The organism is Pseudoalteromonas sp. S2893 (assembly GCF_005887105.1).
GTDB classification, from domain to species: Bacteria; Pseudomonadota; Gammaproteobacteria; order Enterobacterales; family Alteromonadaceae; genus Pseudoalteromonas; species Pseudoalteromonas atlantica.
Genome location: NZ_PNCY01000014.1, coordinates 216214 through 238566, shown reverse-complemented (window position 1 = coordinate 238566; position 22353 = coordinate 216214). Strand labels below are relative to the sequence as shown.

The following is a 22353-nucleotide window of genomic DNA, read 5'->3' as shown; positions in this document are numbered from 1 at the left end:
TCAGCTACTTCAGGCTCTGATTTAACAGGCTCAGATGTTGTTATTGGTTGCTCAGTAACAACAACAGGCTCTTCAGCTGTTTCAGGGTCAACAGTTTGTACTGCATCGTCATTGGCTGTTGGTTGCTCTGCTTTAGGGGCAGCTTCAACTTTAGCTAAATCTTCTACAGCTAACGCTTGCTCAACATTTTCTGATGCATCGTTTGAGGGTGGCTGCTCAGCTTTTGCTTTTAGCTCTGCCTCATACTCAGCGGCAGCTTGATCTGCTACTGGCACAAATGCCGGAGCTTCATCTGCTTTTTCTTCTGTAGCTTCACCTTGTTCAGGACGACGGCGACGCTGGCCCGAAGCGCGAAGGTGACGAGGAGAACGGCGTGAACGCGTACGTGTTTGCCCTTGCTCATCTTCAGAGTTTGCTTCGTCAGTTGACGCTGCAGTTACTGGCTTTTCTTCTTGCTCAGGTTGTGCCTTAGGCGCTTGCTCTTTCACAGGTGCAGGTTTTGTTTGCTCTGACTTTTGCTCATTTGCAGTTTGCTTTGCTGCTGGCGCTTGCTCTTTAGGCTGCTCTACTTTAGCTGTTTCAGTGCTTTGCTGCGGTTGCTCAGTCGTATCAGATGCTTTTACTTGCTCAGTATTTTCATCTTGGATACGTACTTTTTTGCGAACATTACGACGTTGACGGCGAACTTTTGGCTTTTGCTCTTTAGGCTCAGCGCTTTGCTTAGCCTCAGTTTCATTCGTTTTTACGTCTGTTTTAACTTGCTCTTTGTCTGCAGTACGACTGTCGTTATTACGGTTATCGTTACGCTTACGCGAGTTAGGATTACGACGGCGCTTGTTGCGGTTCTCGTTTTTCTCTTGGCTTTCGTTCGCTGTAGACTCAGTTTTCACTTCTTCTTCAGCAGGGCGTTCACCACGAGGTTTAGAGCGAGAGTTATTACGACGACGCTGGTTGTTATTGCGGCGACGGTTGTCACTGTTACCACGGCGATTGTTATTACGTGTTTGCTGTTGCTTTTCTTGCTCAGCTTTTTCTTTTGCTTGCTTTTCTTCTTCGCTTTCACCAGCAAATAACGACTTAAACCAATTACCAATAGCAGCCAATAGGCCACCTTCAACCTTAGGTACAGCAACAGGCGCTGCTGGTTTGTCTACTTTAGCTTGTGGCGCTGGCGTTGAAGGCATAACAACACCTTTAAGCATCGGCTCTTCACGAACAGGCGCAGCTGCTGGTTTAGCCATTTCGAACGATTCTGGCTCAGGTGCAACAACTTGCTCGTAACTTACTGTTTCTAGTGTTTCGTCTTTACGTAAACGCATCACTTCGTAGTGCGGTGTTTCCATGTGTTGATTAGGAATAATAACCACATCACATTTATGATGTTTTTCAATACAATGAACGCTTCTGCGCTGCTCGTTTAATAAATAAGCGGCAACCGCTACAGGCACTTGTGCATTTACTTGTGCTGTGTTGTCTTTGATTGCTTCTTCTTCAATTAAACGCAAAATAGACAAGGCGATAGACTCGTTAGAACGAATAGTACCTTGGCCGCTACAACGCGGACATGGGCCTTGGCTTGCTTCACCTAGTGAAGGGCGCAAACGCTGGCGCGACATTTCAAGTAAACCAAAGCGCGAAATTTTACCAATTTGTACACGCGCACGATCTGGACGAGCGGCATCTTTTAAGCGGTTTTCTACTTCACGCTGATGGCGTGGCGGAGTCATATCGATAAAGTCGATAACAATTAAGCCACCTAAGTCGCGAAGACGTAATTGACGCGCAATTTCATCAGCCGCTTCTAAGTTAGTATTCAGTGCTGTTTCTTCGATATCTCCGCCTTTTGTTGCTTTAGACGAGTTGATATCAATAGAGGTAAGCGCTTCTGTTGGGTCAATTACAATTGAACCACCTGAAGGCAAACGTACTTCACGTTGGAACGCAGACTCAATTTGGCTTTCAATTTGGTAATGCGTAAATAATGGCGTGTCGCCTTGATAAAGCTTTACGCGGCTCATAAAATCAGGGCGAAAACGCTCAATGTGCGCTTTAGCTTCTTCAAATACGCGTGGTTTATCAATTAATATTTCACCAATATCACGACGTAAATAATCGCGAATAGCGCGGAAAATTACATTGCTTTCTTGGTGAATCAAAAACGGCGCTTTAGCACTGTCGGCTGCTTGTTGAATTGCATCCCAATGTACTAAAAGTGCTTTTAAATCGTAGTTTAATTCTTCAAACGATTTGCCAACACCTGCTGTGCGTACAATTAAGCCCATACCTTTAGGAAGTTCTAAACGGCTAAGTGCTTCTTTAAGGTCTGTACGCTCATCGCCTTCAATACGACGAGAAATACCGCCTGCACGAGGGTTGTTTGGCATTAACACTAAGTAGCTACCCGCTACGCTGATAAAGGTAGTAAGGGCTGCGCCTTTTTGGCCGCGCTCTTCTTTATCAACTTGTACAATTACTTCTTGGCCTTCTTTAATCACGTCGCGAATATTTGGGCGACCATGAAAAGTGTAACCTTGTGGGAAGTAAGTACGGGCAATTTCTTTTAAAGGAAGGAAACCATGACGATCGGCGCCGTAATCTACGAAAGCCGCTTCTAAAGAGGGTTCAATGCGTGTGATTTTGCCTTTATAAATATTGGCTTTTTTCTGTTCGTGACCTGGGCTTTCTATATCTAAATCATATAGGCGCTGGCCGTCAACCAGTGCTACGCGCATTTCTTCTTGCTGCGTTGCATTGATTAGCATACGTTTCATATTGTTACTCTACTTATTTTTTGTCGCTGACATGACGAAACGTGTTCGCCTGTTCAGTTGTTCCTTTTTTTAGAATGTGCAGCCTCACGACTGGGTCTGTAACGGAACGCTCTGTAATGTGTATGCAGTATTTTTTAAATGCTGGCTAACAATAACGTACGCTTACGTTATTAAATTCTTTATGGTGCTAAAACTGTCGGCTCTTACGCTCTTTACAAGTTTTACCCAGAAGTTGGCCTGTCATATCAATCTTTTTAGTACGTTTATGTTAGGCGCGTAGGGCTCGTTAAGTAACTTAAATACGATGAGTATTTTCTAAGTACTTGCGAGCAAAGTTCGCTGCCGAATGTTAATAAACGCTTATTTACTAGATTTTTAGTTCTAAATAAGCTGCTATACGGTACTACGTGTGAGCAAATGCTGAACAACGTTTTTACGTCGTCACTATCAAACAAATTATTTGTTCATTGCTTTTATTTTTACATTAAATGTAAATTCATGTTCAAACTTAACCAGTAATATATTACGCGCATTACTGTTAGTTGATCGCACGTGTTAACTGAGTAGGCATAAAAGCTTTGGAAAACTTAACTCGGATCTGTATGATCGGCTACCCAGAATGTGCATCACGAATGTTTTAATGTGTTAAAAAGCACCGTTGTTATTTGCAAATACTAAATATTTGCGCTGCTGATTATCCCACTATTATAACCGTGTTAGCAACTAAATTATTTTACTTAAATCAGTGATTAGGCAATGTCAGAAAAAACCGGCTTACAAGTAACTTTTGTCACAATCAACGAAGACCATTTAGGTCAGCGTATTGATAACTTTCTTATTACCCATTTAAAAGGGGTGCCTAAAAGCGCTGTTTATAAAATTTTACGCAAAGGCGAGGTACGCGTTAATAAAAAGCGTATTAAGCCAGTTTACAAATTACAGCTTGATGATGTAGTGCGTATTCCGCCAATTAAAGTAGCAGAGCGCGAAGAGTTTGTGCCTAAAAAGCTCGATAAAGTGAAGCAATTAGAAGACGCAATACTCTTTGAAGATAAATACCTTATTGTAATTAACAAGCCCTCGGGCATGGCTGTACATGGCGGCAGTGGTTTAAGCTACGGTTTAATAGAAGCACTACGCGTATTACGCCCAGATGAGCGCAGTTTAGAGCTAGTACATAGGCTAGATAGAGACACATCGGGTTGTTTATTAATTTCAAAGCGTCGCTCGGTACTTACCGCATTGCATGAGCAGCTGCGTGAAAAAACAATGGAAAAAAATTACTGGGCGTTGGTAACAGGGCAGTGGGATTCGTCGGTTAAAAATGTAACTGAAGGGCTGCGTAAAAACACCCTCAAGTCGGGCGAGCGCGTGGTGCGTGTAGATAATAACGAAGGTAAACCTTCACATACTCGCTTTAGAGTACTTGAGCGTTTTAACGAGTGCTCGTTAGTGCAAGCCTCACCTGTGACTGGACGTACTCACCAAATTCGTGTTCATACACAGTGTAAAGGCCACCCTATTGCATGCGATGATAAATACGGCGACCAAGGGTTTGATGTATCAATGCGCAAAATAGGCTTAAACCGCTTATTTTTACACGCCCACGATTTAAGCTTTTATCACCCTAAAAACGAAACTACCATGCGTGTAGAGGCACCGCTTGATAACGCACTTAAAAGTTGTATTTTAAAATTAAGAGATGCTAAAGCGTAATGACCACCGCTGTATTAAAAAAATATAAACTGGTTATTTTTGATTGGGATGGCACTGTAATGGACTCAATTAGCAAAATTGTTAATTGTATTCGTCACAGTGCGCTGGCGCTTAATATTGAGCCGCCGAGCGACACTGCAATTAAAAATATTATTGGTATGTCGCTTGAACTTGCTATTGAGGTGCTATTTCCTGAGGACGTAGCGCACCATCCCGCATTAATTAACGGCTATAAACAGCAATACCGTGTTGATACGACTGCCACTCCTGTATTTGATAATGTAGAAAATGTACTAAGTGCGTTAAAAGCACAAGGGGTTATTTTAGCGATTGCCACCGGTAAAGGGCGTGATGGTTTAATGCGTTTATTAGAGCAAACTCAGTTAGGGCATTACTTTAGTGCCACGCGCACAAGCGATGAAGCGCGCTCTAAACCTTCCCCCGATATGCTTGAACAACTATTAGCTGAATTAGCAATAAATGCCGACGAAGCACTCATGATTGGGGATACCAAAATAGATATGGCCATGGCACAGGCAGCCAACATAGATAGAATTGGCGTTACCATGGGCGTACACAGTGCAGCGCAGTTAAGTGAGTTTAGCCCCGTTGCAACCGTTGATAATTATCAGCAGCTGCAACGTATGCTACTTGGCTAAGGTTGAGCGGCGAGTATGTCGAGATTAAACTCAGCCAATAGCTGGCTGAGTTTAATAAGAGGCAAGCCTATTAAGCTATTAGGATCGTCTCCGTTTAATTTTTCAAATAAGCAAATCCCTAATCCTTCACTTTTAAAGCTCCCAGCACAGTTATATGGCTGCTCTGCATCGCAGTAGGCTTCTATTTGCTCTTTAGTGAGTGTTCTAAATACTACCTCAAAAGGCTCTATTAACGTTTTTGCTTTATCGCTAGCAATATCGTAAACACACAGGCCTGTTAAAAACGTGACAGTTTGGCCGCTAAACAAAGAAAGCTGCTTTATGGCATTTTCTTTATTATGAGGTTTACCAAGTATTTGCCCATCAAATACGGCCACTTGGTCGGAGCCGATTGCAAGGCCTTTAACAAAATGATCGCAAGCGGCACGCGCTTTGCGCTCGCTTAGGCGCTTAACAAGTTGCTCAGGGGTTTCGTTTGGTATGGCTGTTTCGTCAATATCAGGCGAAAAAGTACTAAATGGCAGATTAAATTTTTGCAATAAAGACTGCCTAAATGGCGAGCTTGACGCTAATATAAGCGGGTGCTTCATAAATTATTATCCTAATTAAAATTAGTTTGAGTTAGGATAAATCAGATCCGTAATGAAAACACGTGAAAAACCATGTAAAAATGCTTTTTTGCTTTGACTAACCAATTAACTATCTATATGATGCAGCCCCTATGCAAAAGGTAAAAATTCCCATCACTCTTCATCCTGGGAAAGCAGCGCAACACCGTTTAACTTACGATGGTATTGTACCGCTTGAAAAACTTGCTCGTTTACGAGGTGTTGTACAGGAAGAAGTAGGTGAAATAGCGGTAAAAATTCAGTGCAAAACCGATGAGCAAGGTTTAGTTGTGATTAGTGGCAATTTGTCTACACACGTAACTGTAACTTGTCAGCGTTGTAATGATGATTTAGGGTTGGATTTGGATCAAGACTTTATGTATTCGCCTGTTGGTTTGGATGCTGAGTCAGATGATCTTCCTGAAGTCTACGATGAAGTAGCGCTTGATGAAAACGGTGAAATTAACGTGTTTGAGTTAATCGAAGACGAGCTAATTTTAGCAGTGCCATTAGTGCCTACACACAACGAAGCTTCGTGCAATTACTCATCAAAGCCTGCTAGCTTTGGTGTACTAAAGGCGGAAGATGATAAACCAAATCCATTTGATATTTTGAAACAACTTAAGAAAGATTCTTAGGAGAAGACTAATGGCTGTACAAAAAAGCAAAAAGTCTCGTGCAAGACGCGGCATGCGCCGTTCACACGATGCGATCAACGGTCCAACTTTAACAGTTGACCAAACTTCAGGTGAGACTCATCGTCGTCACCATGTAACTGCTGACGGTTACTACAAAGGCGTTCAAGTAATTTCTAACTAAGAGATTGCTTTATGCTGACTAATCTAACCATAGCGTTAGATATGATGGGGGGCGATTATGGCCCCCGTTCATCTATCCCCGCTGCCGTTTGTGCAGTAAATGCTCATGCCAATTTAACACTCATTTTATGTGGCAACGAGCAAGTAATTACTAATCAATTAGAATCCCTCGATTCACTTTCACACCCACGTTTAATTATTCGCCATTGCAGCGAAGTTGTCACTAATGCCTGCGAACCCGCTTTAGCTGTGCGTTCTAAAAAAGACTCCTCTATGCGTGTCGCCCTTGATTTAGTTAAATCGGGTGAAGCACAAGCCTGTGTAAGCTCGGGTAACACCGGCGCTTTATTTTTTATGGCTCATTACGTATTAAAAATGCTGCCTGGCGTTAAACGCCCTGCATTAATATCGGCCGTTCCTACAGAGCGAAAAAATCCAGTTTATCTGCTTGATTTAGGCGCTAATGTGCATTGTGATTCAGAAATACTTTATCAATTTGGCATTATGGGCTCGGTAGTAGCAGGCCAAGCTCTTGGCTGCGACAACCCTAAAGTGAGTTTACTTAATATTGGCTCTGAAGACATAAAAGGCCATGAAGGCATAAAGCAAGCAGCGCAGCTTATGCAGCAAAGCCCCTATATTAATTACACGGGTTACAGTGAAGGCAGTGATATTTTTTCGGGGAAAGCCGATGTCATTGTGTGTGAAGGGTTTGTCGGAAACGTTGCATTAAAAACCTGCGAAGGCATTGCTAAACTGATCATGAAAAAGTTTACAAGCGCCCTAGAAAAGCACTTAATTTACAAATGCATGGCGTTTATTTTAAGTCCTATCATAAAAAAACTCTATAATCGGGTGAACCCCGACCAGTATAACGGCGCTTCTCTGGTAGGATTGCGCGGTATTGTCGTTAAAAGCCATGGAAATGCATCAGCAAAAGCATTTCAAGCAGCAATCGATGAAGCGGTAAAAGAGGTTGAACGTCAACTTCCAGATAAAATAGCCGCTATTTTCGAAAAAACACATTCTAAAAACTCGGCGGCCGAATAACGTTTAGGTGCCGTAGTTACACTAAATTTTTGTTTAATTAAAAAGAGCAAAGTATGGCACAAAAAATTGCACTTCTATTTCCTGGTCAGGGCTCACAAAGCGTTGGCATGTTAAGCGAGCTACTAGAGAGCTCTGACATTGTAAAAGCAACCTTTAGCGAAGCGTCAAGCGCACTTGGCTACGATTTAGCAGCGCTTGTACTAAATGGCCCAGAAGAAGAACTTAATCAAACTCACCGCACTCAACCTGCTTTATTAACAGCAAGCGTGGCAATTTACCGCCACTGGTTAGCTGCAAACCCAGATGTGGATGTGGTTATGGCTGGTCACAGCTTAGGTGAATACTCTGCATTGGTATGTAGTGACGTTATTAGCCTAGGTGAAGCGGTAAAACTTGTTGAAAACCGTGGCTTATACATGCAAGAAGCTGTGCCTGCGGGCGTAGGCTCTATGGCTGCCATTATTGGTTTAGGTGATGAGCAAATAAAAACAGCATGTGAAGAATCTGCACAAGGCGAGGTTGTTTCACCGGTAAATTATAACTCACCAGGGCAAGTGGTTATTGCAGGGCATAAAGCTGCTGTTGATAGAGCTTCACAAGCGTGTAAAGATGCCGGCGCAAAACGTGCCTTACCACTGAGTGTAAGCGTACCTTCACATTGTGAACTAATGAAACCAGCGGCGGAAAAACTTGCCAACGATTTAGGCGCTTTAACATTTAATACACCTAAGTGTGATGTAATTAATAATGTTGATGTAAAAGCACAAAGCTCGGCTGATGCAATTAAAGATGCATTGGTACGTCAACTATACAGCCCAGTTCGTTGGACAGAAACAGTACAGGCTTTAGTTGCTCAAGGCATTACGCAAAGCTACGAATTTGGCCCAGGTAAAGTATTAACTGGCCTTGCAAAACGAATTGATAAAGCAATGGTATGTGGCTCAGTAAATGACGCTGCTGCTATCGACGCTGCAAAATAAGAGAATATAAAATGACTAATTTATTTTCATTAGAGGGCAAAGTTGTCCTAATTACTGGCGCAAGCCGTGGTATTGGTAAAGCAATTGCGAACACTTTAGTAGCGCAAGGCGCAAAAGTAGCAGGTACTGCTACGAGTGAGTCAGGCGCGGCTAAAATTAGCGATTACTTAGGTGATAACGGTAAGGGTTATGCTTTAAACGTAACCGATCCTGCATCGATTGAGGCTACATTAGCAGCAATAAAAGCCGACTTAGGCGATGTTGACGTACTTGTAAATAACGCAGGTATTACCCGTGATAATTTATTAATGCGTATGAAAGACGGTGAGTGGGACGATATTATCGACACTAACTTAAGCTCTATCTTCCGTTTATCTAAAGCGGTATTACGCCCAATGATGAAGAAAAAGAACGGCCGTATTATTAATATTGGCTCAGTTGTGGGCACTATGGGTAATGCAGGCCAAGCTAACTACGCGGCAGCTAAAGCGGGTGTTATTGGCTTTTCTAAATCGCTTGCACGCGAAGTTGCATCGCGCGGCATTACAGTAAATGTAGTAGCCCCAGGTTTTATTCAAACTGATATGACCGATGAGCTAACAGAAGATCAAAAAGCGGCCACCCTTGCTAATGTACCAGCAGGTCGGTTAGGTCAGCCTGATGAAATAGCAGCGGCAGTGTGTTATTTAGCATCTGACGCGGCTGCGTATGTATCTGGCGAGACTTTGCATGTAAATGGCGCGATGTACATGGTTTAACCGCCCTTGTTAAAAGTAAATGCTAAAAATAACTTAAGTAAGTGACCTCAAAAACATTGAAATTTTTATGATCTTGCTTTAAACATACTTGAAATCGCTGTGAAAATAAGCGATAAAAGACAAAACAAACACTCAGAGGTTTGACCAGACAATTATTTATGGTCAAATCATTGAATCAGAGAATTATGCGGCGTAAACTACGCCGCAATCTGAAAATAACGCATTGGCGTTTTTAATAAAGGAAAGAAGAATGAGCGATATCCAAGAACGCGTAAAAAAAATTATCATCGAACAGCTAGGTGTTAAAGAAGAAGAAGTTAAAAACGAAGCTTCTTTCGTAGACGACCTAGGTGCGGATTCTCTTGATACTGTTGAACTAGTTATGGCTCTTGAAGAAGAGTTTGATACTGAGATCCCAGATGAAGAAGCTGAAAAGATCACTACAGTACAATCTGCAATCGATTACGTATCAGCTCACGCTGAGTAATTAATCGCATATTAAAGGCAGCATTCGCTGCCTTTAATCTATATATCCAAACCACCTCAAAGTTCATGATTCAAATTCACCCGCTTTTACTCTCTACTGCATTCATTTGTAATAGCACATCTTTAGTTGAATTTGAGACTCGCACTTTGAGGTCGCTTGGGTATGAATTCCCTTTGTAATGCCAATAGATTTAAACTTAGTGAGTTAAACGGCTTACTAAAATAATACTATTTTAATCAATTGGTTTAAATATCCCTTATTGGAGGCAAACCGTGGCTAAACGTCGAGTCGTCGTAACTGGCTTAGGAATGTTGACGCCGCTAGGTAATGATGTGCAATCTACCTGGCAAGGCTTATTAGATGGTAAAAGTGGTATACAAAATATAACCCACTTTGATACATCAAAATTTGGTACTAAATTCGCTGGACTCATAAATGACTTTGATGCAACTGCATACATGTCAGCGAAAGATACTAAAAAAATGGACTTATTTATTCAGTACGGCATTGCAGCGGGTGTTCAAGCCTTTCAAGACTCAGGTCTTGAAGTTACTGAACAAAACGCAACACGTATTGGTGTTGCTGTAGGTTCAGGCATTGGTGGATTAACCCTAATTGAAGAAAACCATATAAAGCTACTTAACAGTGGCCCACGTAAGCTTTCTCCATTTTATGTGCCATCAACTATTATTAATATGATCTCGGGCCATTTATCAATGATGCATGGTTTACGCGGTCCTAATATTTCTATTGTGACGGCATGTACTACAGGCCTGCACAATATTGGACATGCAGCGCGTATGATTGCTTACGGCGATGCCGATGCGATGGTTGCCGGTGGCGCAGAAAAAGCCTGTACACCTATTGGTATGGGTGGCTTTAATGCTGCACGAGCGCTTTCTACCCGTAACGACGACCCACAAGCTGCGTCGCGTCCGTGGGATAAAGACCGCGATGGTTTTGTACTATCTGATGGTGCAGGTGTTGTTGTAGTAGAAGAGTATGAACACGCTAAAGCACGTGGCGCTAAAATTTATGCTGAGCTTGTTGGCTTTGGTATGAGCGGTGATGCATATCACATGACCTCGCCACCGGAAGACGGTGCAGGTGCGGCACTTGCTATGCAAAATGCATTAAACGATGCACAAGTAAATGCAGACCAAGTTGGTTACATTAACGCACACGGTACATCTACTAATGCAGGCGACAAAGCCGAAACGCAAGCTGTTAAAACTATTTTTGGCAGTGCAGCGCAAGATGTAATGGTAGGCTCGTCTAAATCGATGATGGGACACCTATTAGGTGCTGCGGGTTCTGTAGAGTCTATTATTTCTATTTTATCGCTGGCCGATCAAAAAGTATCGCCCACCATTAACCTAGACAACCCAGATGAAGGCTGTGACTTAGATTACATAGCCCACACTGCACGTGATGCAAAACTCGATTTTGCATTGTGTAACTCATTTGGTTTTGGTGGGACTAATGGCTCGTTGCTATTTAAAAAGGTATAATCCTTTTTAACAACGAACCACATTATAAGAGCTCAGTTGTTTAACTGGGCTTTTTTTATGCAAGCCATTCAATATGCAAACAATAATAACAACCGATGATACAAGTTCGATTAATACACGCGATAGAGGCCTTAACTACGGTGATGGTTTTTTTACCACAGCCAAAGTAATTGCTGGGCAGGTAGAGCATTGGCAGTACCATAAAGCACGTTTGGTAGAATGCGCAGAACGCTTAGCGTTTCCTGCTATTAACTTTACTGAGCTTGAGCAACATATTGCAAAGGCGATTACTGGCTGCCAATTAAATGTGCTTAAAATAGTGATCACCCGAGGAGAAGGTGGGCGAGGCTATGGATTGCCGCAACACACCCATTTAACCATTTTAATTACCGTGTTAGGGTTTCCACAAAGCTACCCAGCATTAGCTAAAACAGGGGTGAGTTTAGCCCTAAGCCCAATAAAATTAGCAGCCCAACCTTTATTAGCCGGTTTAAAAACACTTAACCGACTAGAACAAGTGCTGATTAAAAATGCCATGGCAAAACAGCAATGTGACGATGTTTTAGTACTCGATCATCAAAACAATGTGATTGAAGCCTCGGCAGCTAATATTTTTGCTATTAGTGATAATAAGGTATATACGCCAAGCCTTGAGCAATGCGGTATTAAAGGGGTTTATCTGCAATCGTTATGTGATAAATTAGCGGTTGAATTTAAGCAAGTAAGCCTAAATGAATTAACCCAAGCTAGTGCTGTATTTATTTGTAATAGCTTAATGGGCGCTGTGCCCGTTAGTCGTATAGAACAACATACATTTAATGTTGAACAAAGCATGTGTTTATTAAATGAATTATTAGCCAAGGAGGCTAAGTGTTAAAAGTTATTTTATCGGTATTATTGTTAGCTTTAGTTACAACGCTAGTAGGGTATCAGCAATTACAAGCAACAATAACTAGCCCGCTAAATATAACAACGCCTACCCAGTTTGAAGTTAAAAAAGGCATGGGATTTAACCAGCTATGTAAACAATGGCAAGCTAATAATTGGTTAAAAAGCTGCTGGCGTTACCAAGTAATTGCAAAGCTTGACCCAACACTAACCGACTTAAAAGCCGGCTTGTACGAGCTAACGAATACAAGCGTTATTAATAATATAAAAAAAATAAACAACGGTGAGCAAATCAGTTTTAGCTTTACTATTATCGAAGGGCAAAACTTACGCGAAGTGATAGCTGCCATTAGTAGTGCGCCGCATCTAACTAATAACTTAAATACAGAGCAACTGGCGCAGCAAATAGTAGGAGAAAAAGGCCATTTAGAAGGGTGGCTGTTTCCAGATACGTATCATTATCACAGCGGTGATACTGCCAGTAGTTTATTAAAACGTGCGGCCGTTAAAATGCAGCAAACACTTGAGCAAGCATGGTCACAACGTGCAGAAAACCTACCGTATAAAAACGCATATGATGCACTTATCATGGCCTCTATTATCGAAAAAGAAACAGGCCTTGCCAGTGAGCGCCCGTTAATAGCCGCCGTATTTATAAATAGATTAAACGCAAATATGCGCCTACAAACCGATCCCACCGTAATATATGGCCTAGGGGAGAGTTTTGACGGTGACATTAAGCGAAAAGATTTACGCGATTACACACCCTATAATACGTATCGCATTAAAGGGCTGCCGCCAACACCCATTGCCATGCCCTCAAAAGCGGCTATTTTAGCAGCGCTTAATCCGCCTAAAACACAGTATGTTTATTTTGTGGCGAAGGGCGATGGCAGTCACCAATTTTCAACCACGTTAAAGCAACACAACGCGGCAGTTAAAACGTATATATTAAATAAAACGAATTAAACTTTATATGAAACCAAAATTTATTGTTATTGAAGGCCTTGAAGGCGCAGGTAAATCAACGGCTATTTCGTTATGCCAAGACTTTTTAAATAAAAAACAAATAGACTTTATTAACGTACGCGAGCCTGGTGGTACACCGCTTGCCGAGTCTTTACGTACTTTAGTAAAAGCCGAGCATGAAGAAGACATAGCCTTTGAAACCGAACTACTTATTATGTACGCAGCTCGCTCGCAGCTTATGCATAATGTAATTAACCCGGCGCTTGATAAAGGGCAGTGGGTGTTAGCAGATCGCCACGATTTATCATCTCAAGCGTATCAAGGTGGCGGGCGCGGCATTAGCGCTAATACCTTATCGTCTTTGTCGTCTATGGTATTAAAAGGGTTAAAACCTGATTTAACCATTTACCTAGACATAGACCCCGTAATAGGCCTTGAGCGTGCTAAAGGGCGTGGAGAGCTTGATAGAATTGAGCAAGAAGCCATTGAGTTTTTTCAGCGCACGCGCATGCGTTATGTTGAGCTGGCAAATGACGATAGCTCAATAAAAACCGTAGATGCCAACCAAAGTATTGATAAAGTACACCGCGATATAACCAATGTACTGCGCACCTTTTTTGAAGGGTTAAAATAACATGGCATTGCCATGGCTTCACACGGTAGAGCAACAGCTTGCGCAAAGTTATAAAGCGCAGCGTTTTCATCACGCGCAGTTGTTATGCGGGCCCAAAGGCGTTGGTAAGTTTGAGCTAAGCGAGCAATTAGCTAATAGCTTATTATGTCAAAATATTAATACCCACATGCAAAACGAAGGTAGCAAGTTAGTCCCGTGCGGCCAGTGTAAAAGTTGCTCATTAACACTTGCGGGTAACCACCCTGATAAACGGCTAACGCAAGTTGAAGGGCAAAGCATTGGTGTTGACGATATTCGTGCGATAAGCGATTTTATGAACCACTCTGCTGCACAAAATGGCAATAAAGTGGCCATTATTGAAAACTGCGAAAAAATGACCACGGCAGCAGCAAACGCGTTATTAAAAACCTTAGAAGAGCCCAGTAATAGCCGTTTTTTAATTTTAACCACAAGCCACACTGCGCAGTTACCTGCCACCATTTTAAGCCGCTGTGCTAAAACAGACATAAAAGTCGTAAACCCAGAAGCGGCTAAAACCTGGTTAGCCGATTTAAATATTAGTGACTATGTGTGGCTGCCTTTATTTTATACGCAACCACTTTTAATTAAACAGTGGCAAGCGCAAGAGCAGCTGCAACACATTGATACTTTATATAAATTTGCAACTGAGTTTAAACAAAGCCATAATTTTAGTCCGCTTGTAAATATTATAAACAAACAACCTGAGCTAATACGCATTTTTACATTATTTTTAAGCGAGCAATTAAAACAGCAGCTTATAATGGGTTTAAGCTTTGACGCGTACCAAAGTGCTCAGCAAGCGTTGAATGAATTTTTACAAAATAGCACAGAGGTACTCGGGCTTAATTTACCTCTAGCAGTGTCGCGTTTAGCGCATGCCCTGCGTAACATTTAATAGGAATACATATGCAAGAGCTTTTAGTTGATGTAGATAACCTTGACGAACTTTATCGCTGCTACATGCCTTATTTAAAAAAGGGCGGCCTATTTGTACGTACCAATATGCGTTACGAAATTGGCTACTCTTTAGCGCTTAGAGTGACTTTACCTGATGCGCTAGAAGATGACGTGGTAACGGGTAAAGTTGCCTGGATCACACCACAAGGCGCACAAAGCTCTAACCCACCAGGTATAGGTATTAGTTTTTTAGATGATAAAACAAATTTAAACGCTAAAATCGAAAAGCTATTAGGCACTATGTTAAACTCTGGTAATCCTACATATACCATGTAGTTTTAAACGCATTTGCTTAATAGTGATATGCATAAAGCAGCCGGTTAGCGAGCGCTTAACCCTCGTTAACTTGCAATACTAACTTGCTTATATCAATTCGTTTAATATCAATTCGCTTACTTAAGTGATTTACTTTGAGGCTGGAAAAACGTGTTGATAGCTAGGTAAAAAATTCGCTATTTAGTTGTGCTCGGCAATTGCTCCTGCATTGCTCTGCATCCATGCAGTCGTAAATGAAAATTTTTTAACGCAGGTAGCGACACGTTTAGCCCCGCAAACGATTAGGTATTATTGCAAATTGGTATAACTAAGTATTTTTGCAGGTTAGTATAATTTAACACCCAAAACCATACAGGCCGTATAGTGATTGTAGATTCTCATTGCCATTTAGATCGTCTTGATTTTGACAAATTAGATTTAAACCTAGATCAAGTACTCGACAACGCCCGCGCAAAGCAAGTAGAGCACTTTTTATGTGTAAGTGTAACGCTTGATCAATTCCCAAGCATGCTTGAAAAAATTCAACATTACGACGATGTATCGGCATCGTGTGGCGTGCATCCGCTTGATCAAAAAGATGCCCTTAATAAACAGCAACTCATTGATTTAGCGTCTCATGAAAAAGTAGTCGCGATTGGCGAAACAGGCCTAGATTACTATTATTCAAAAGACACGCATGCAATACAACAAGCCAGTTTTGTTGGCCATATTGAAGTAGCAAACGAACTACAAAAGCCACTGATTATTCATACCCGTGACGCCAGAGCCGATACCATTAACTTAATGCGTGAGCACAAAGCAGAAAACTGCGGTGGCGTACTGCACTGTTTTACCGAAGATTGGGATATGGCCAAAAAAGCGATTGATATGGGGTTTTATATCTCAATTTCAGGCATTGTTACCTTTAAAAATGCCTTAGAGCTTAAAGAAGTTGTAAAACAAATCCCACTCGATAGATTACTCATCGAAACAGACTCGCCTTATTTAGCACCTGTGCCGTACCGTGGAAAAACAAATCAGCCTGCGTATGTAGAAGATGTTGCCTACTATATTAGTGAGCTTAAAGGTATTAGCTTTAACGAGCTTGCAAAAGCAACGACTGATAACTTTTATTCACTTTTTAAATTAGCAGCGAAAGGCTAACACATGACTACTCAATCGGCGCAACTCCCACTTTTATTAATGGGGCCTATGGTGCGCCGAGCTGAGCAAAGTGGTATATGTATACAGTTTGCTACTTCACGCCCTGGCAATTGCCAAATCACACTTGAAAACCAACAAAGCTACAGCGAGCAGCAAAGCATTGCATTAGGTAAATACCTTTACCTGCATCTTATAATTATAAAACCCGTTGATAGCCAGTTTCCGCTCGACACGTTATTAGCGTATACACTGCATATTAACGAGCAAAAAATTGACTTAACTCCATGGTGCTTTGAAGGGAAAACGGCGCCTTCATTTGCAATTGCCAATAAGCTTACGCATATTTTACATGGCTCGTGTCGCAACGCCCATCACCCAGCAAAAGACAGCTTAGTATCAGCAAGTGAATGGCAAAATACCCAGCGCAGTAATAAGCTGCAGGGCGCACAGCTTTTACTGCTTAGCGGAGACCAAGTTTACGCCGATGATGTTGCCGGCCCTATGCTACTGGCTATTCATCAGCTAATAGATGTATTAGGACTTTATAAAGAGCAACCGCTTGAGCTCAATTTACCAGCAGATATAAATGAGCAGCTTTTTAACCGCCATTATTACTTACCTAAAACGCCATGGCAAAAACGTTCAAAATTGGGCGTTGGGTACTGGCTAAAAAAAGACGAGCCGCATTTTTCTAGCGTAAAAGCGCATAATCATTTAATTCACTTTGAAGAATTTATAGCGCTGTATTTACTTAACTTTAGTGCCGCCGCGTGGCAATGCGTTGATATTAAAAATAGCCATTACACACAAGGCAATGAAAAAAATAACACCATTTTTAACGCCGAAAAAAAGGCGTTAATTGACTACGCAAAAGGCTTAAATAGCGTAGAGCGTTTATTTGCTAATGTATCTACCTTGATGATGTTTGACGATCACGATGTTACCGATGATTGGAACTTAACAGCAGGGTGGGAGCAAGCTATAAATCAAAACCCAAGTAGTAAACGCATCATTAATAATGGGCTAATAAGCTATTGGCTATTTCAAGGGCTCGGTAATGATGCGCTACATAAAACCGGCGCGCTTATAGATGATTTTAAACAAAGCCGTAACACCAACAATAGTTGGCAGTTTAAAGCCTTTGATAAGCCTCTGAACGAATTTAACTATTGGCATTATGAGCTTACCACCACGCCTAAAGTAGTTGTGCTTGATACCCGTACACACCGCTGGCGTAACGAAAGTAACTTTAATGAACCCTCAGGCTTACTTGATTGGGAGCGCTTAACAGAGCTTGAAGAAAGCCTGCTGAGCCACAGCAAAGTAATTATTGTATCGCCAGCGCCAGTGTTTGGCGTTAAATCAATAGAAGCAATTCAAGCAGCGTTTAATATGTGCGGCCAGCCGCTTATGGTTGATGTAGAAAACTGGATGGCACACGAAGGATCGGCCAAAAAACTGCTTGATACCTTTAGGCGTACAGACACACCTAACGAAACGCTTATTTTATCGGGTGATGTGCATTATTCTTTTTGTTTTTCGGTGCAAAAACGCTTTGGCGATCACCCAAACCGCATATGGCAGCTCACCGCCAGTGGTATTAAAAACGAATTTCCGCGTAAGCTAATTAATGTACTCGATAAGCTCGACTCAATATTATACGGCCCCAAAAGCCCGCTTAACTTTTTCACCAAACGCTGGCATATGGAAGTAGATAAACACCAAACCATAGGTGAAGGCCAAAAGTACCTAGTAAGCGACTCCGCAATAAGCCTAATAACGTTAGATAACGGCGACCTATCCCGCTACCAACTCATCCACGGCGACGGCCACACCACCGAGTTTGATTTAGAAGAGCAGTAAAGCCGCGAAAAATTTGTTGAGTGAATTAAAACCTTAATTGCACAAAGAGAAGCGAATGAGGAGTAAATGAGAAGTCACAACCAACCCTTGCATCTTATTTATCACTACTCTAAAGCGTAGCGTCTCAAAACCTCTTTGTGAAAAAGTAACTTAAGCTAATTGCACAAAGAGAAGTGAATGAGGAGTAAATGAGAAGACATAACCAATCCAGACATTTTATTTATCACTACTCTAAAGCGCAGCGTCTCTAAACCTCTTTGTGCAAATATTTTTAAAAATAGCTATTTAAAATCACGCCCTCGCTTAACAACTATTTTATTACTTAAAATCGCCAAACATAAAATAACCATAAACAACATTGAGTTAGCGCCTGCTTGGAGCGAGTAATCTACCGAAGAATGCAACAGCATATCTACAATAGCGATAGCACACCCAAAAGCCACGCCCTGAAATAACGCTGTTTTGCGTTTTCTCATTGTCTGAATACATAACCATAAGCAATATAAAATAAGCGCTCCTAAAGCTGATGTTACGGGAATGCCTAGTTCTACAGCAAATTGAATATAGTCGTTATGAGCATTATCGTAATAGCCAGAGTACGGCTCAGATTGATACGCAGGGAAAGCTGTATAAAACGTACCGCCACCTGAACCCAATAAAGGCTTGTCGAGTATTAACGGGATTGAATCACGAACTACTTCATCACGTGTTTCAGACTGAATACTGGTTTCGCTTATACGTTGCTTTACTTTTTCTACATCAAATATTGCACCAATAATGATCAAGTCAATTATAAAAAAACTAATAATAAGTAACTTAAACGCTTTAGGTTTTTTATTGTAAACAAACAAAGCCAACAAGCTAACAGCCATCAGTGCTATAAAAAAGGCTGAATTACCCATTCGACTGCGCGTTAAAATTAGCGCAATAATTATAATAATTAACGATATACGCAAAATTATTTTTGAGCTTAATAGTATTTCTGTCCAGGCGCGCAAAGTTTGTTTAAATGTAAGATCATTTGCATGATTACCGCGCTTTAGCTCACTGACTAATAAACCTATGCCCAAACACAAACATAGCGCTAAGTAGTTAGCTAAAAAATTAGAGTAAGTAAACGTACCTATAGCGCGTTGCGTATGTTTGTAACCAAAAATAGGGCTGAGCATATCAGGTGAGAGATTCAGGTAAGTTGCATACAAAGCCTGAAAAACCCCCGCAGCAATGATAGTGTAAATAAGCTTTTTTATACGCACATTATTATTGCAATAAATAAATATAAGCCAACAAAAGCAAACCATAAAGCTCGTTTTTAACAGCATTTGTTTTGTTTGAAAGGGGTCTAAACTCACAGTAAAAAATTGCAAAGTACACATAGCGCATACTAATAATAAAGAAGAAATAATGGGTAAAGAATAGCGAGGAGGGTACAACGTTTGGTTATTTACAGCGCTATTAACCAAGTGAAAAACAAAGGTTATACAAATTAAAATACCCATTGCCATAATGGCCCAGGGTCGGTAGCTACCTAAAGGAAGGGGCAGCAAAAAAACAATTGCACACAGCAAAAAAAATATAAAACGATTCACAGCTTTCTCAAAAAAACGAGCTAATAGTTAAACAATAGTGTTTAAAGTAAAAACGCAGCCATTAGGCTGCGTTTGTATTATAAAACTAATTATATTATTTAGTTGCCAACTTCAGAAATACCAGCGTCACCACCGGTACCGCCAGCGCCTTGAGGAACGGTTGTTGTAGGCAAGGTTACAATTACAGGGCCAGCTGGTGCGGTAGGCTCTGTAGGACCAGCTGCTGTTGCTTCTGACGCAATAGTTGCATCAACTCCAGCTGTAATTGCAGCAAGCGTTACTGCATCGCTATCAACACCTGCAGCAACAAGCGCAGCTAAAAAGTCAGCAATTAGCGGGCTTTCTGCACCAATTGCATCTACAACTACTGTCATCATAGAATCAACTTGTGCGGGGGTACAGTCGGTACATACACCGTTTATAGCAGTAACTAAGTCGGCTTTTAATTGTTCAGGCACTGTTTCCGCAGTGGCATTATTTAAAACGTTAACTAAATTAGCCATGCCTTCAGTTTGAACTACTGCATCTGTGTCCGTTTGTGCATAAGCAGGTAAAACTATAAGTGCTGATGCGCTAGCAAATAAGCTAGCTAAAATAAGTGATTTCATCTCTGATCCCTTGGTTGAATATCTAATTACAAAATTTTAGCGTATCGGTGCAAAAAGTAAACTCTTTATTTGCGCCATTATTACTAGTTTTAATGACTTTAGAAGGCGGCATAATTAAATTGCCTTGTACACCATCGCAGCCAAAACTTTCAAGTACCTTTAATGTTTCAGGTTTTTCTATTAAACAGGCTAAAACTTTAATACCAAAGCCATGGCAAATATTATTAACTGTTTGAATAAAAAATTGGCTTTGGCTGTTATCTAATAAGTCTTGTATGTAGCTACCGTCTATTTTTACATACTCAATATCTAGCCCCTGTAAATACCTAAAAGAGGTAAGGCTAGTACCAAAATGTTCAATACACACATTAATGCCTATGTCTTTTATTATGTCTATATGTTGTGAAGCAATATGAACATTATAAAGCAAGCTAATCTCGTGTAGTTCAAATAACAAGTTAGTTTTTATAACAGGCTTTGTATGTGAATAAAGCGTTAGCCATTCAATAAAATCAGTTGAATACAAAGACGCCTTACTCAAGTTGAGTGCAAATACATCGTTTGGGTGTTGCTCTTTTACATTTACAAAATTACGTATTATTTTTTTATCAAGCTCTTCAGTTAAGTTGAGTTTTTCAGCCATAGCAAATAAATGCCCATTATTAACTTTTTCTCCTTCAAAAATAAAATGAGCAAACACCTCAAAATAACATTGTTTATTTTGTGAGTTAGCACGCTTCACTGGTTGGACTGAAAAACTCACTTCGCCAGAGGCCAAAATAGACTGAATAAGCGAGCGCCACTGATTAACACTAAATAAAGTGTCTTTGTCTACCTTAGTGTTTGTATCACCAATTGTGCAGCCCGTATCTAAAGCTGATAATACGCGCCCTACGGGCATTCCTTTTTGTACACTTACCAACGCAAAGTTAGCAAAGCCATTAACATGCAAACTATTTTTTTGCTGGCTAAATGCATCAGTAATTTCAAGGCGAGTTCTATTCAAAAAGTCACTATCGTAGGGCGCAAGGGCAATAAAAGTACTGCCATTTAACCTAAACACTTTTGCATTAGTAAGCTCGCCAAACCTGGTTTTGAGTATGTTTGCCACTTCGTTTACGTGTTCATCACCGTCTTGATAACTTACCGTTTTATTAATATTTGCAAGCGAGGGCAGGGTAATCATCATTGCGGTAATAGGCGTCTCGTCACTTATAGAATCAACTACCGAGTTAAAATGGTTATCAAACGACTTTCGGTTACCTAAACCAGTCAAAGGGTCTATAAATACTTCTTCGGTAAGGGCTTGTGTTTGCTTAGTAAGTGAGTCAAACGTACTTTGCAGGTTCATAACCATGTTGTTAATAGCTTTAGTAACGGTACGAAGCTCGCGCGCAACAGGTATTTCATCGTTGAGTGTAAAGCGTTTACGTGTAACAAGCTGGGCTTGATTTTCTACAGCTTTTAATGGTTTAAACACCGCGCGTAGTATTAAAAATGCAACAGCCAGTGACGCTATTAATAACAAAAACGACCCATAAAAGCTGCGTTTGGTATGCTCCCAAAGTGTTAGGTACGACTGTCCAACATGGCTTGTTACTTCAAGCGTGCCAGCCATGATCCAGCCATTATTCAACTCCGAATGCCTACTTGGTGCATTAAGCTCAACGGTACCTATAAACCAATTAGGTACCGATTCAACACGTTTGGGGTTTATAAGTTCAAAAACCACTTCTTTCTGGGCATTAGTAAATTTTATTTGTTTATAATAACCTGAGTCAAAAATTGCCGTTGCCATTGTCTGAGCAATCATTATGCTGTCTTCCTCAAGGTAGGGGGAAATAGAAAGCCCTAAACTTGTAGCGGTGTCTTGTGCATGGCTGCCCATTTGCGTTTGTAAATACTGGCGAGTGGTATCTACATCGGTAAGTACCCGAACACAAAATGAAATTAATGAAATGACTATAATTAATCCATAAACTTGCGTTTTTAAGCTCAAGCCATTTTTAAAAAAAGACGACATAACTAATATTTCCTTTAACGTTAT

Annotated in this window: 21 protein-coding genes; 16 read left to right on the top strand and 5 right to left on the bottom strand. The window is 41.0% G+C overall.

The features are described from left to right. Positions 1 to 2771, bottom strand: a 2771-nt coding sequence (gene rne / locus CWC04_RS09095; RefSeq protein ID WP_138685209.1) for a ribonuclease E, incomplete at its 3' end; no start/stop codon positions are given. A 756-nt stretch (positions 2772 to 3527) separates the two neighbouring features. On the opposite strand from rne, the gene rluC reads away from it, so the two are divergent. Continuing rightward, complete coding sequence (rluC, locus tag CWC04_RS09090) at positions 3528 to 4487, top strand: 23S rRNA pseudouridine(955/2504/2580) synthase RluC (protein WP_004587682.1); 960 nt, start codon at positions 3528 to 3530, stop codon at positions 4485 to 4487. Then, positions 4487 to 5146, top strand: a complete 660-nt coding sequence (locus CWC04_RS09085; protein ID WP_138685208.1) for an HAD-IA family hydrolase — start codon at positions 4487 to 4489, stop codon at positions 5144 to 5146. The genes rluC and CWC04_RS09085 overlap by 1 nt, the downstream gene beginning before the upstream one ends. On the opposite strand, the gene CWC04_RS09080 is transcribed toward CWC04_RS09085, so the two are convergent. Beyond that, a complete protein-coding gene (locus tag CWC04_RS09080) occupies positions 5143 to 5736 on the bottom strand; it encodes a Maf family protein (protein ID WP_126006622.1) in 594 nt (197 codons plus the stop codon). The two genes, CWC04_RS09085 and CWC04_RS09080, sit on opposite strands and share 4 nt — an antisense overlap. A 131-nt stretch (positions 5737 to 5867) precedes the next feature. Here CWC04_RS09080 and yceD point away from each other — a divergent pair, with 131 nt between their 5' ends. The 14 genes from yceD to CWC04_RS09010 all read left to right on the top strand — a co-directional run bounded on the left by yceD (position 5868) and on the right by CWC04_RS09010 (position 18109). Then, on the top strand, positions 5868 to 6392 hold the full coding sequence (yceD, locus tag CWC04_RS09075; RefSeq protein ID WP_004587685.1) for a 23S rRNA accumulation protein YceD: 525 nt from the start codon (positions 5868 to 5870) through the stop codon (positions 6390 to 6392). A gap of 10 nt (positions 6393 to 6402) precedes the next feature. Beyond that, positions 6403 to 6573, top strand: coding sequence for a 50S ribosomal protein L32 (rpmF, locus tag CWC04_RS09070; protein ID WP_004587686.1), 171 nt, complete (start codon positions 6403 to 6405; stop codon positions 6571 to 6573). Between the two features lie 11 nt (positions 6574 to 6584). Further along, positions 6585 to 7622: a phosphate acyltransferase PlsX gene (gene plsX, locus CWC04_RS09065; protein WP_004587687.1), complete on the top strand. Its 1038-nt coding sequence runs from the start codon at positions 6585 to 6587 to the stop codon at positions 7620 to 7622. 53 nt (positions 7623 to 7675) lie between these two features. Beyond that, a complete protein-coding gene (gene fabD / locus CWC04_RS09060) occupies positions 7676 to 8602 on the top strand; it encodes an ACP S-malonyltransferase (RefSeq protein WP_138685207.1) in 927 nt (308 codons plus the stop codon). An 11-nt stretch (positions 8603 to 8613) separates the two neighbouring features. Then, on the top strand, positions 8614 to 9360 hold the full coding sequence (gene fabG / locus CWC04_RS09055; RefSeq protein ID WP_004587689.1) for a 3-oxoacyl-ACP reductase FabG: 747 nt from the start codon (positions 8614 to 8616) through the stop codon (positions 9358 to 9360). Between the two features lie 250 nt (positions 9361 to 9610). Then, positions 9611 to 9847: an acyl carrier protein gene (gene acpP, locus CWC04_RS09050; RefSeq protein WP_004587690.1), complete on the top strand. Its 237-nt coding sequence runs from the start codon at positions 9611 to 9613 to the stop codon at positions 9845 to 9847. 272 nt (positions 9848 to 10119) lie between these two features. Then, positions 10120 to 11358: a beta-ketoacyl-ACP synthase II gene (gene fabF / locus CWC04_RS09045; protein ID WP_004587691.1), complete on the top strand. Its 1239-nt coding sequence runs from the start codon at positions 10120 to 10122 to the stop codon at positions 11356 to 11358. A gap of 73 nt (positions 11359 to 11431) precedes the next feature. Then, entirely contained in the window at positions 11432 to 12235 is an 804-nt protein-coding gene (gene pabC / locus CWC04_RS09040) for an aminodeoxychorismate lyase (RefSeq protein ID WP_138685206.1), read from the top strand. Next, the gene (mltG, locus tag CWC04_RS09035) at positions 12229 to 13215 is read left to right on the top strand and encodes an endolytic transglycosylase MltG (RefSeq protein WP_126006628.1); all 987 of its coding nucleotides are present in this window, start codon (positions 12229 to 12231) and stop codon (positions 13213 to 13215) included. The genes pabC and mltG overlap by 7 nt, the downstream gene beginning before the upstream one ends. A 7-nt stretch (positions 13216 to 13222) precedes the next feature. Then, on the top strand, positions 13223 to 13849 hold the full coding sequence (gene tmk / locus CWC04_RS09030; RefSeq protein ID WP_004587694.1) for a dTMP kinase: 627 nt from the start codon (positions 13223 to 13225) through the stop codon (positions 13847 to 13849). A 1-nt stretch (position 13850) separates the two neighbouring features. Continuing rightward, a complete protein-coding gene (locus CWC04_RS09025) occupies positions 13851 to 14765 on the top strand; it encodes a DNA polymerase III subunit (protein ID WP_138685205.1) in 915 nt (304 codons plus the stop codon). An 11-nt stretch (positions 14766 to 14776) separates the two neighbouring features. After that, positions 14777 to 15103 carry a PilZ domain-containing protein gene (locus CWC04_RS09020; RefSeq protein WP_004587696.1) on the top strand — a complete coding sequence of 109 codons (327 nt, stop codon included), beginning with the start codon at positions 14777 to 14779 and terminating at the stop codon, positions 15101 to 15103. A gap of 363 nt (positions 15104 to 15466) precedes the next feature. Beyond that, entirely contained in the window at positions 15467 to 16246 is a 780-nt protein-coding gene (locus CWC04_RS09015) for a TatD family hydrolase (protein WP_138685204.1), read from the top strand. Positions 16247 to 16249: 3 nt separating this feature from the next. Continuing rightward, positions 16250 to 18109: an alkaline phosphatase D family protein gene (locus CWC04_RS09010; protein ID WP_138685203.1), complete on the top strand. Its 1860-nt coding sequence runs from the start codon at positions 16250 to 16252 to the stop codon at positions 18107 to 18109. 281 nt (positions 18110 to 18390) lie between these two features. Here CWC04_RS09010 and CWC04_RS09005 read toward each other — a convergent pair whose 3' ends face one another. From CWC04_RS09005 to CWC04_RS08995, 3 genes are all read right to left on the bottom strand, one after another. Then, positions 18391 to 19698 carry an O-antigen ligase family protein gene (locus CWC04_RS09005; RefSeq protein ID WP_138685202.1) on the bottom strand — a complete coding sequence of 436 codons (1308 nt, stop codon included), beginning with the start codon at positions 19696 to 19698 and terminating at the stop codon, positions 18391 to 18393. A gap of 98 nt (positions 19699 to 19796) precedes the next feature. Beyond that, positions 19797 to 20306, bottom strand: a complete 510-nt coding sequence (locus CWC04_RS09000; protein ID WP_138685201.1) for a hypothetical protein — start codon at positions 20304 to 20306, stop codon at positions 19797 to 19799. A gap of 22 nt (positions 20307 to 20328) precedes the next feature. Beyond that, positions 20329 to 22329 carry a bifunctional diguanylate cyclase/phosphodiesterase gene (locus CWC04_RS08995; protein WP_138685200.1) on the bottom strand — a complete coding sequence of 667 codons (2001 nt, stop codon included), beginning with the start codon at positions 22327 to 22329 and terminating at the stop codon, positions 20329 to 20331. Positions 22330 to 22353: the final 24 nt, after the last annotated feature.

Bases quoted from the DNA above. Each gene is read 5' to 3' on its own strand.
- rluC (WP_004587682.1), top strand. From the start codon at position 3,528: ATGTCAGAAAAAACCGGCTTACAAGTAACTTTTGTCACAATCAACGAA.
- CWC04_RS09085 (WP_138685208.1), top strand. From the start codon at position 4,487: ATGACCACCGCTGTATTAAAAAAATATAAACTGGTTATTTTTGATTGG.
- CWC04_RS09080 (WP_126006622.1), bottom strand. From the start codon at position 5,736: ATGAAGCACCCGCTTATATTAGCGTCAAGCTCGCCATTTAGGCAGTCT.
- yceD (WP_004587685.1), top strand. From the start codon at position 5,868: ATGCAAAAGGTAAAAATTCCCATCACTCTTCATCCTGGGAAAGCAGCG.
- rpmF (WP_004587686.1), top strand. From the start codon at position 6,403: ATGGCTGTACAAAAAAGCAAAAAGTCTCGTGCAAGACGCGGCATGCGC.
- plsX (WP_004587687.1), top strand. From the start codon at position 6,585: ATGCTGACTAATCTAACCATAGCGTTAGATATGATGGGGGGCGATTAT.
- fabD (WP_138685207.1), top strand. From the start codon at position 7,676: ATGGCACAAAAAATTGCACTTCTATTTCCTGGTCAGGGCTCACAAAGC.
- fabG (WP_004587689.1), top strand. From the start codon at position 8,614: ATGACTAATTTATTTTCATTAGAGGGCAAAGTTGTCCTAATTACTGGC.
- acpP (WP_004587690.1), top strand. From the start codon at position 9,611: ATGAGCGATATCCAAGAACGCGTAAAAAAAATTATCATCGAACAGCTA.
- pabC (WP_138685206.1), top strand. From the start codon at position 11,432: ATGCAAACAATAATAACAACCGATGATACAAGTTCGATTAATACACGC.
- tmk (WP_004587694.1), top strand. From the start codon at position 13,223: ATGAAACCAAAATTTATTGTTATTGAAGGCCTTGAAGGCGCAGGTAAA.
- CWC04_RS09025 (WP_138685205.1), top strand. From the start codon at position 13,851: ATGGCATTGCCATGGCTTCACACGGTAGAGCAACAGCTTGCGCAAAGT.
- CWC04_RS09020 (WP_004587696.1), top strand. From the start codon at position 14,777: ATGCAAGAGCTTTTAGTTGATGTAGATAACCTTGACGAACTTTATCGC.
- CWC04_RS09010 (WP_138685203.1), top strand. From the start codon at position 16,250: ATGACTACTCAATCGGCGCAACTCCCACTTTTATTAATGGGGCCTATG.
- CWC04_RS09000 (WP_138685201.1), bottom strand. From the start codon at position 20,306: ATGAAATCACTTATTTTAGCTAGCTTATTTGCTAGCGCATCAGCACTT.
- CWC04_RS08995 (WP_138685200.1), bottom strand. From the start codon at position 22,329: ATGTCGTCTTTTTTTAAAAATGGCTTGAGCTTAAAAACGCAAGTTTAT.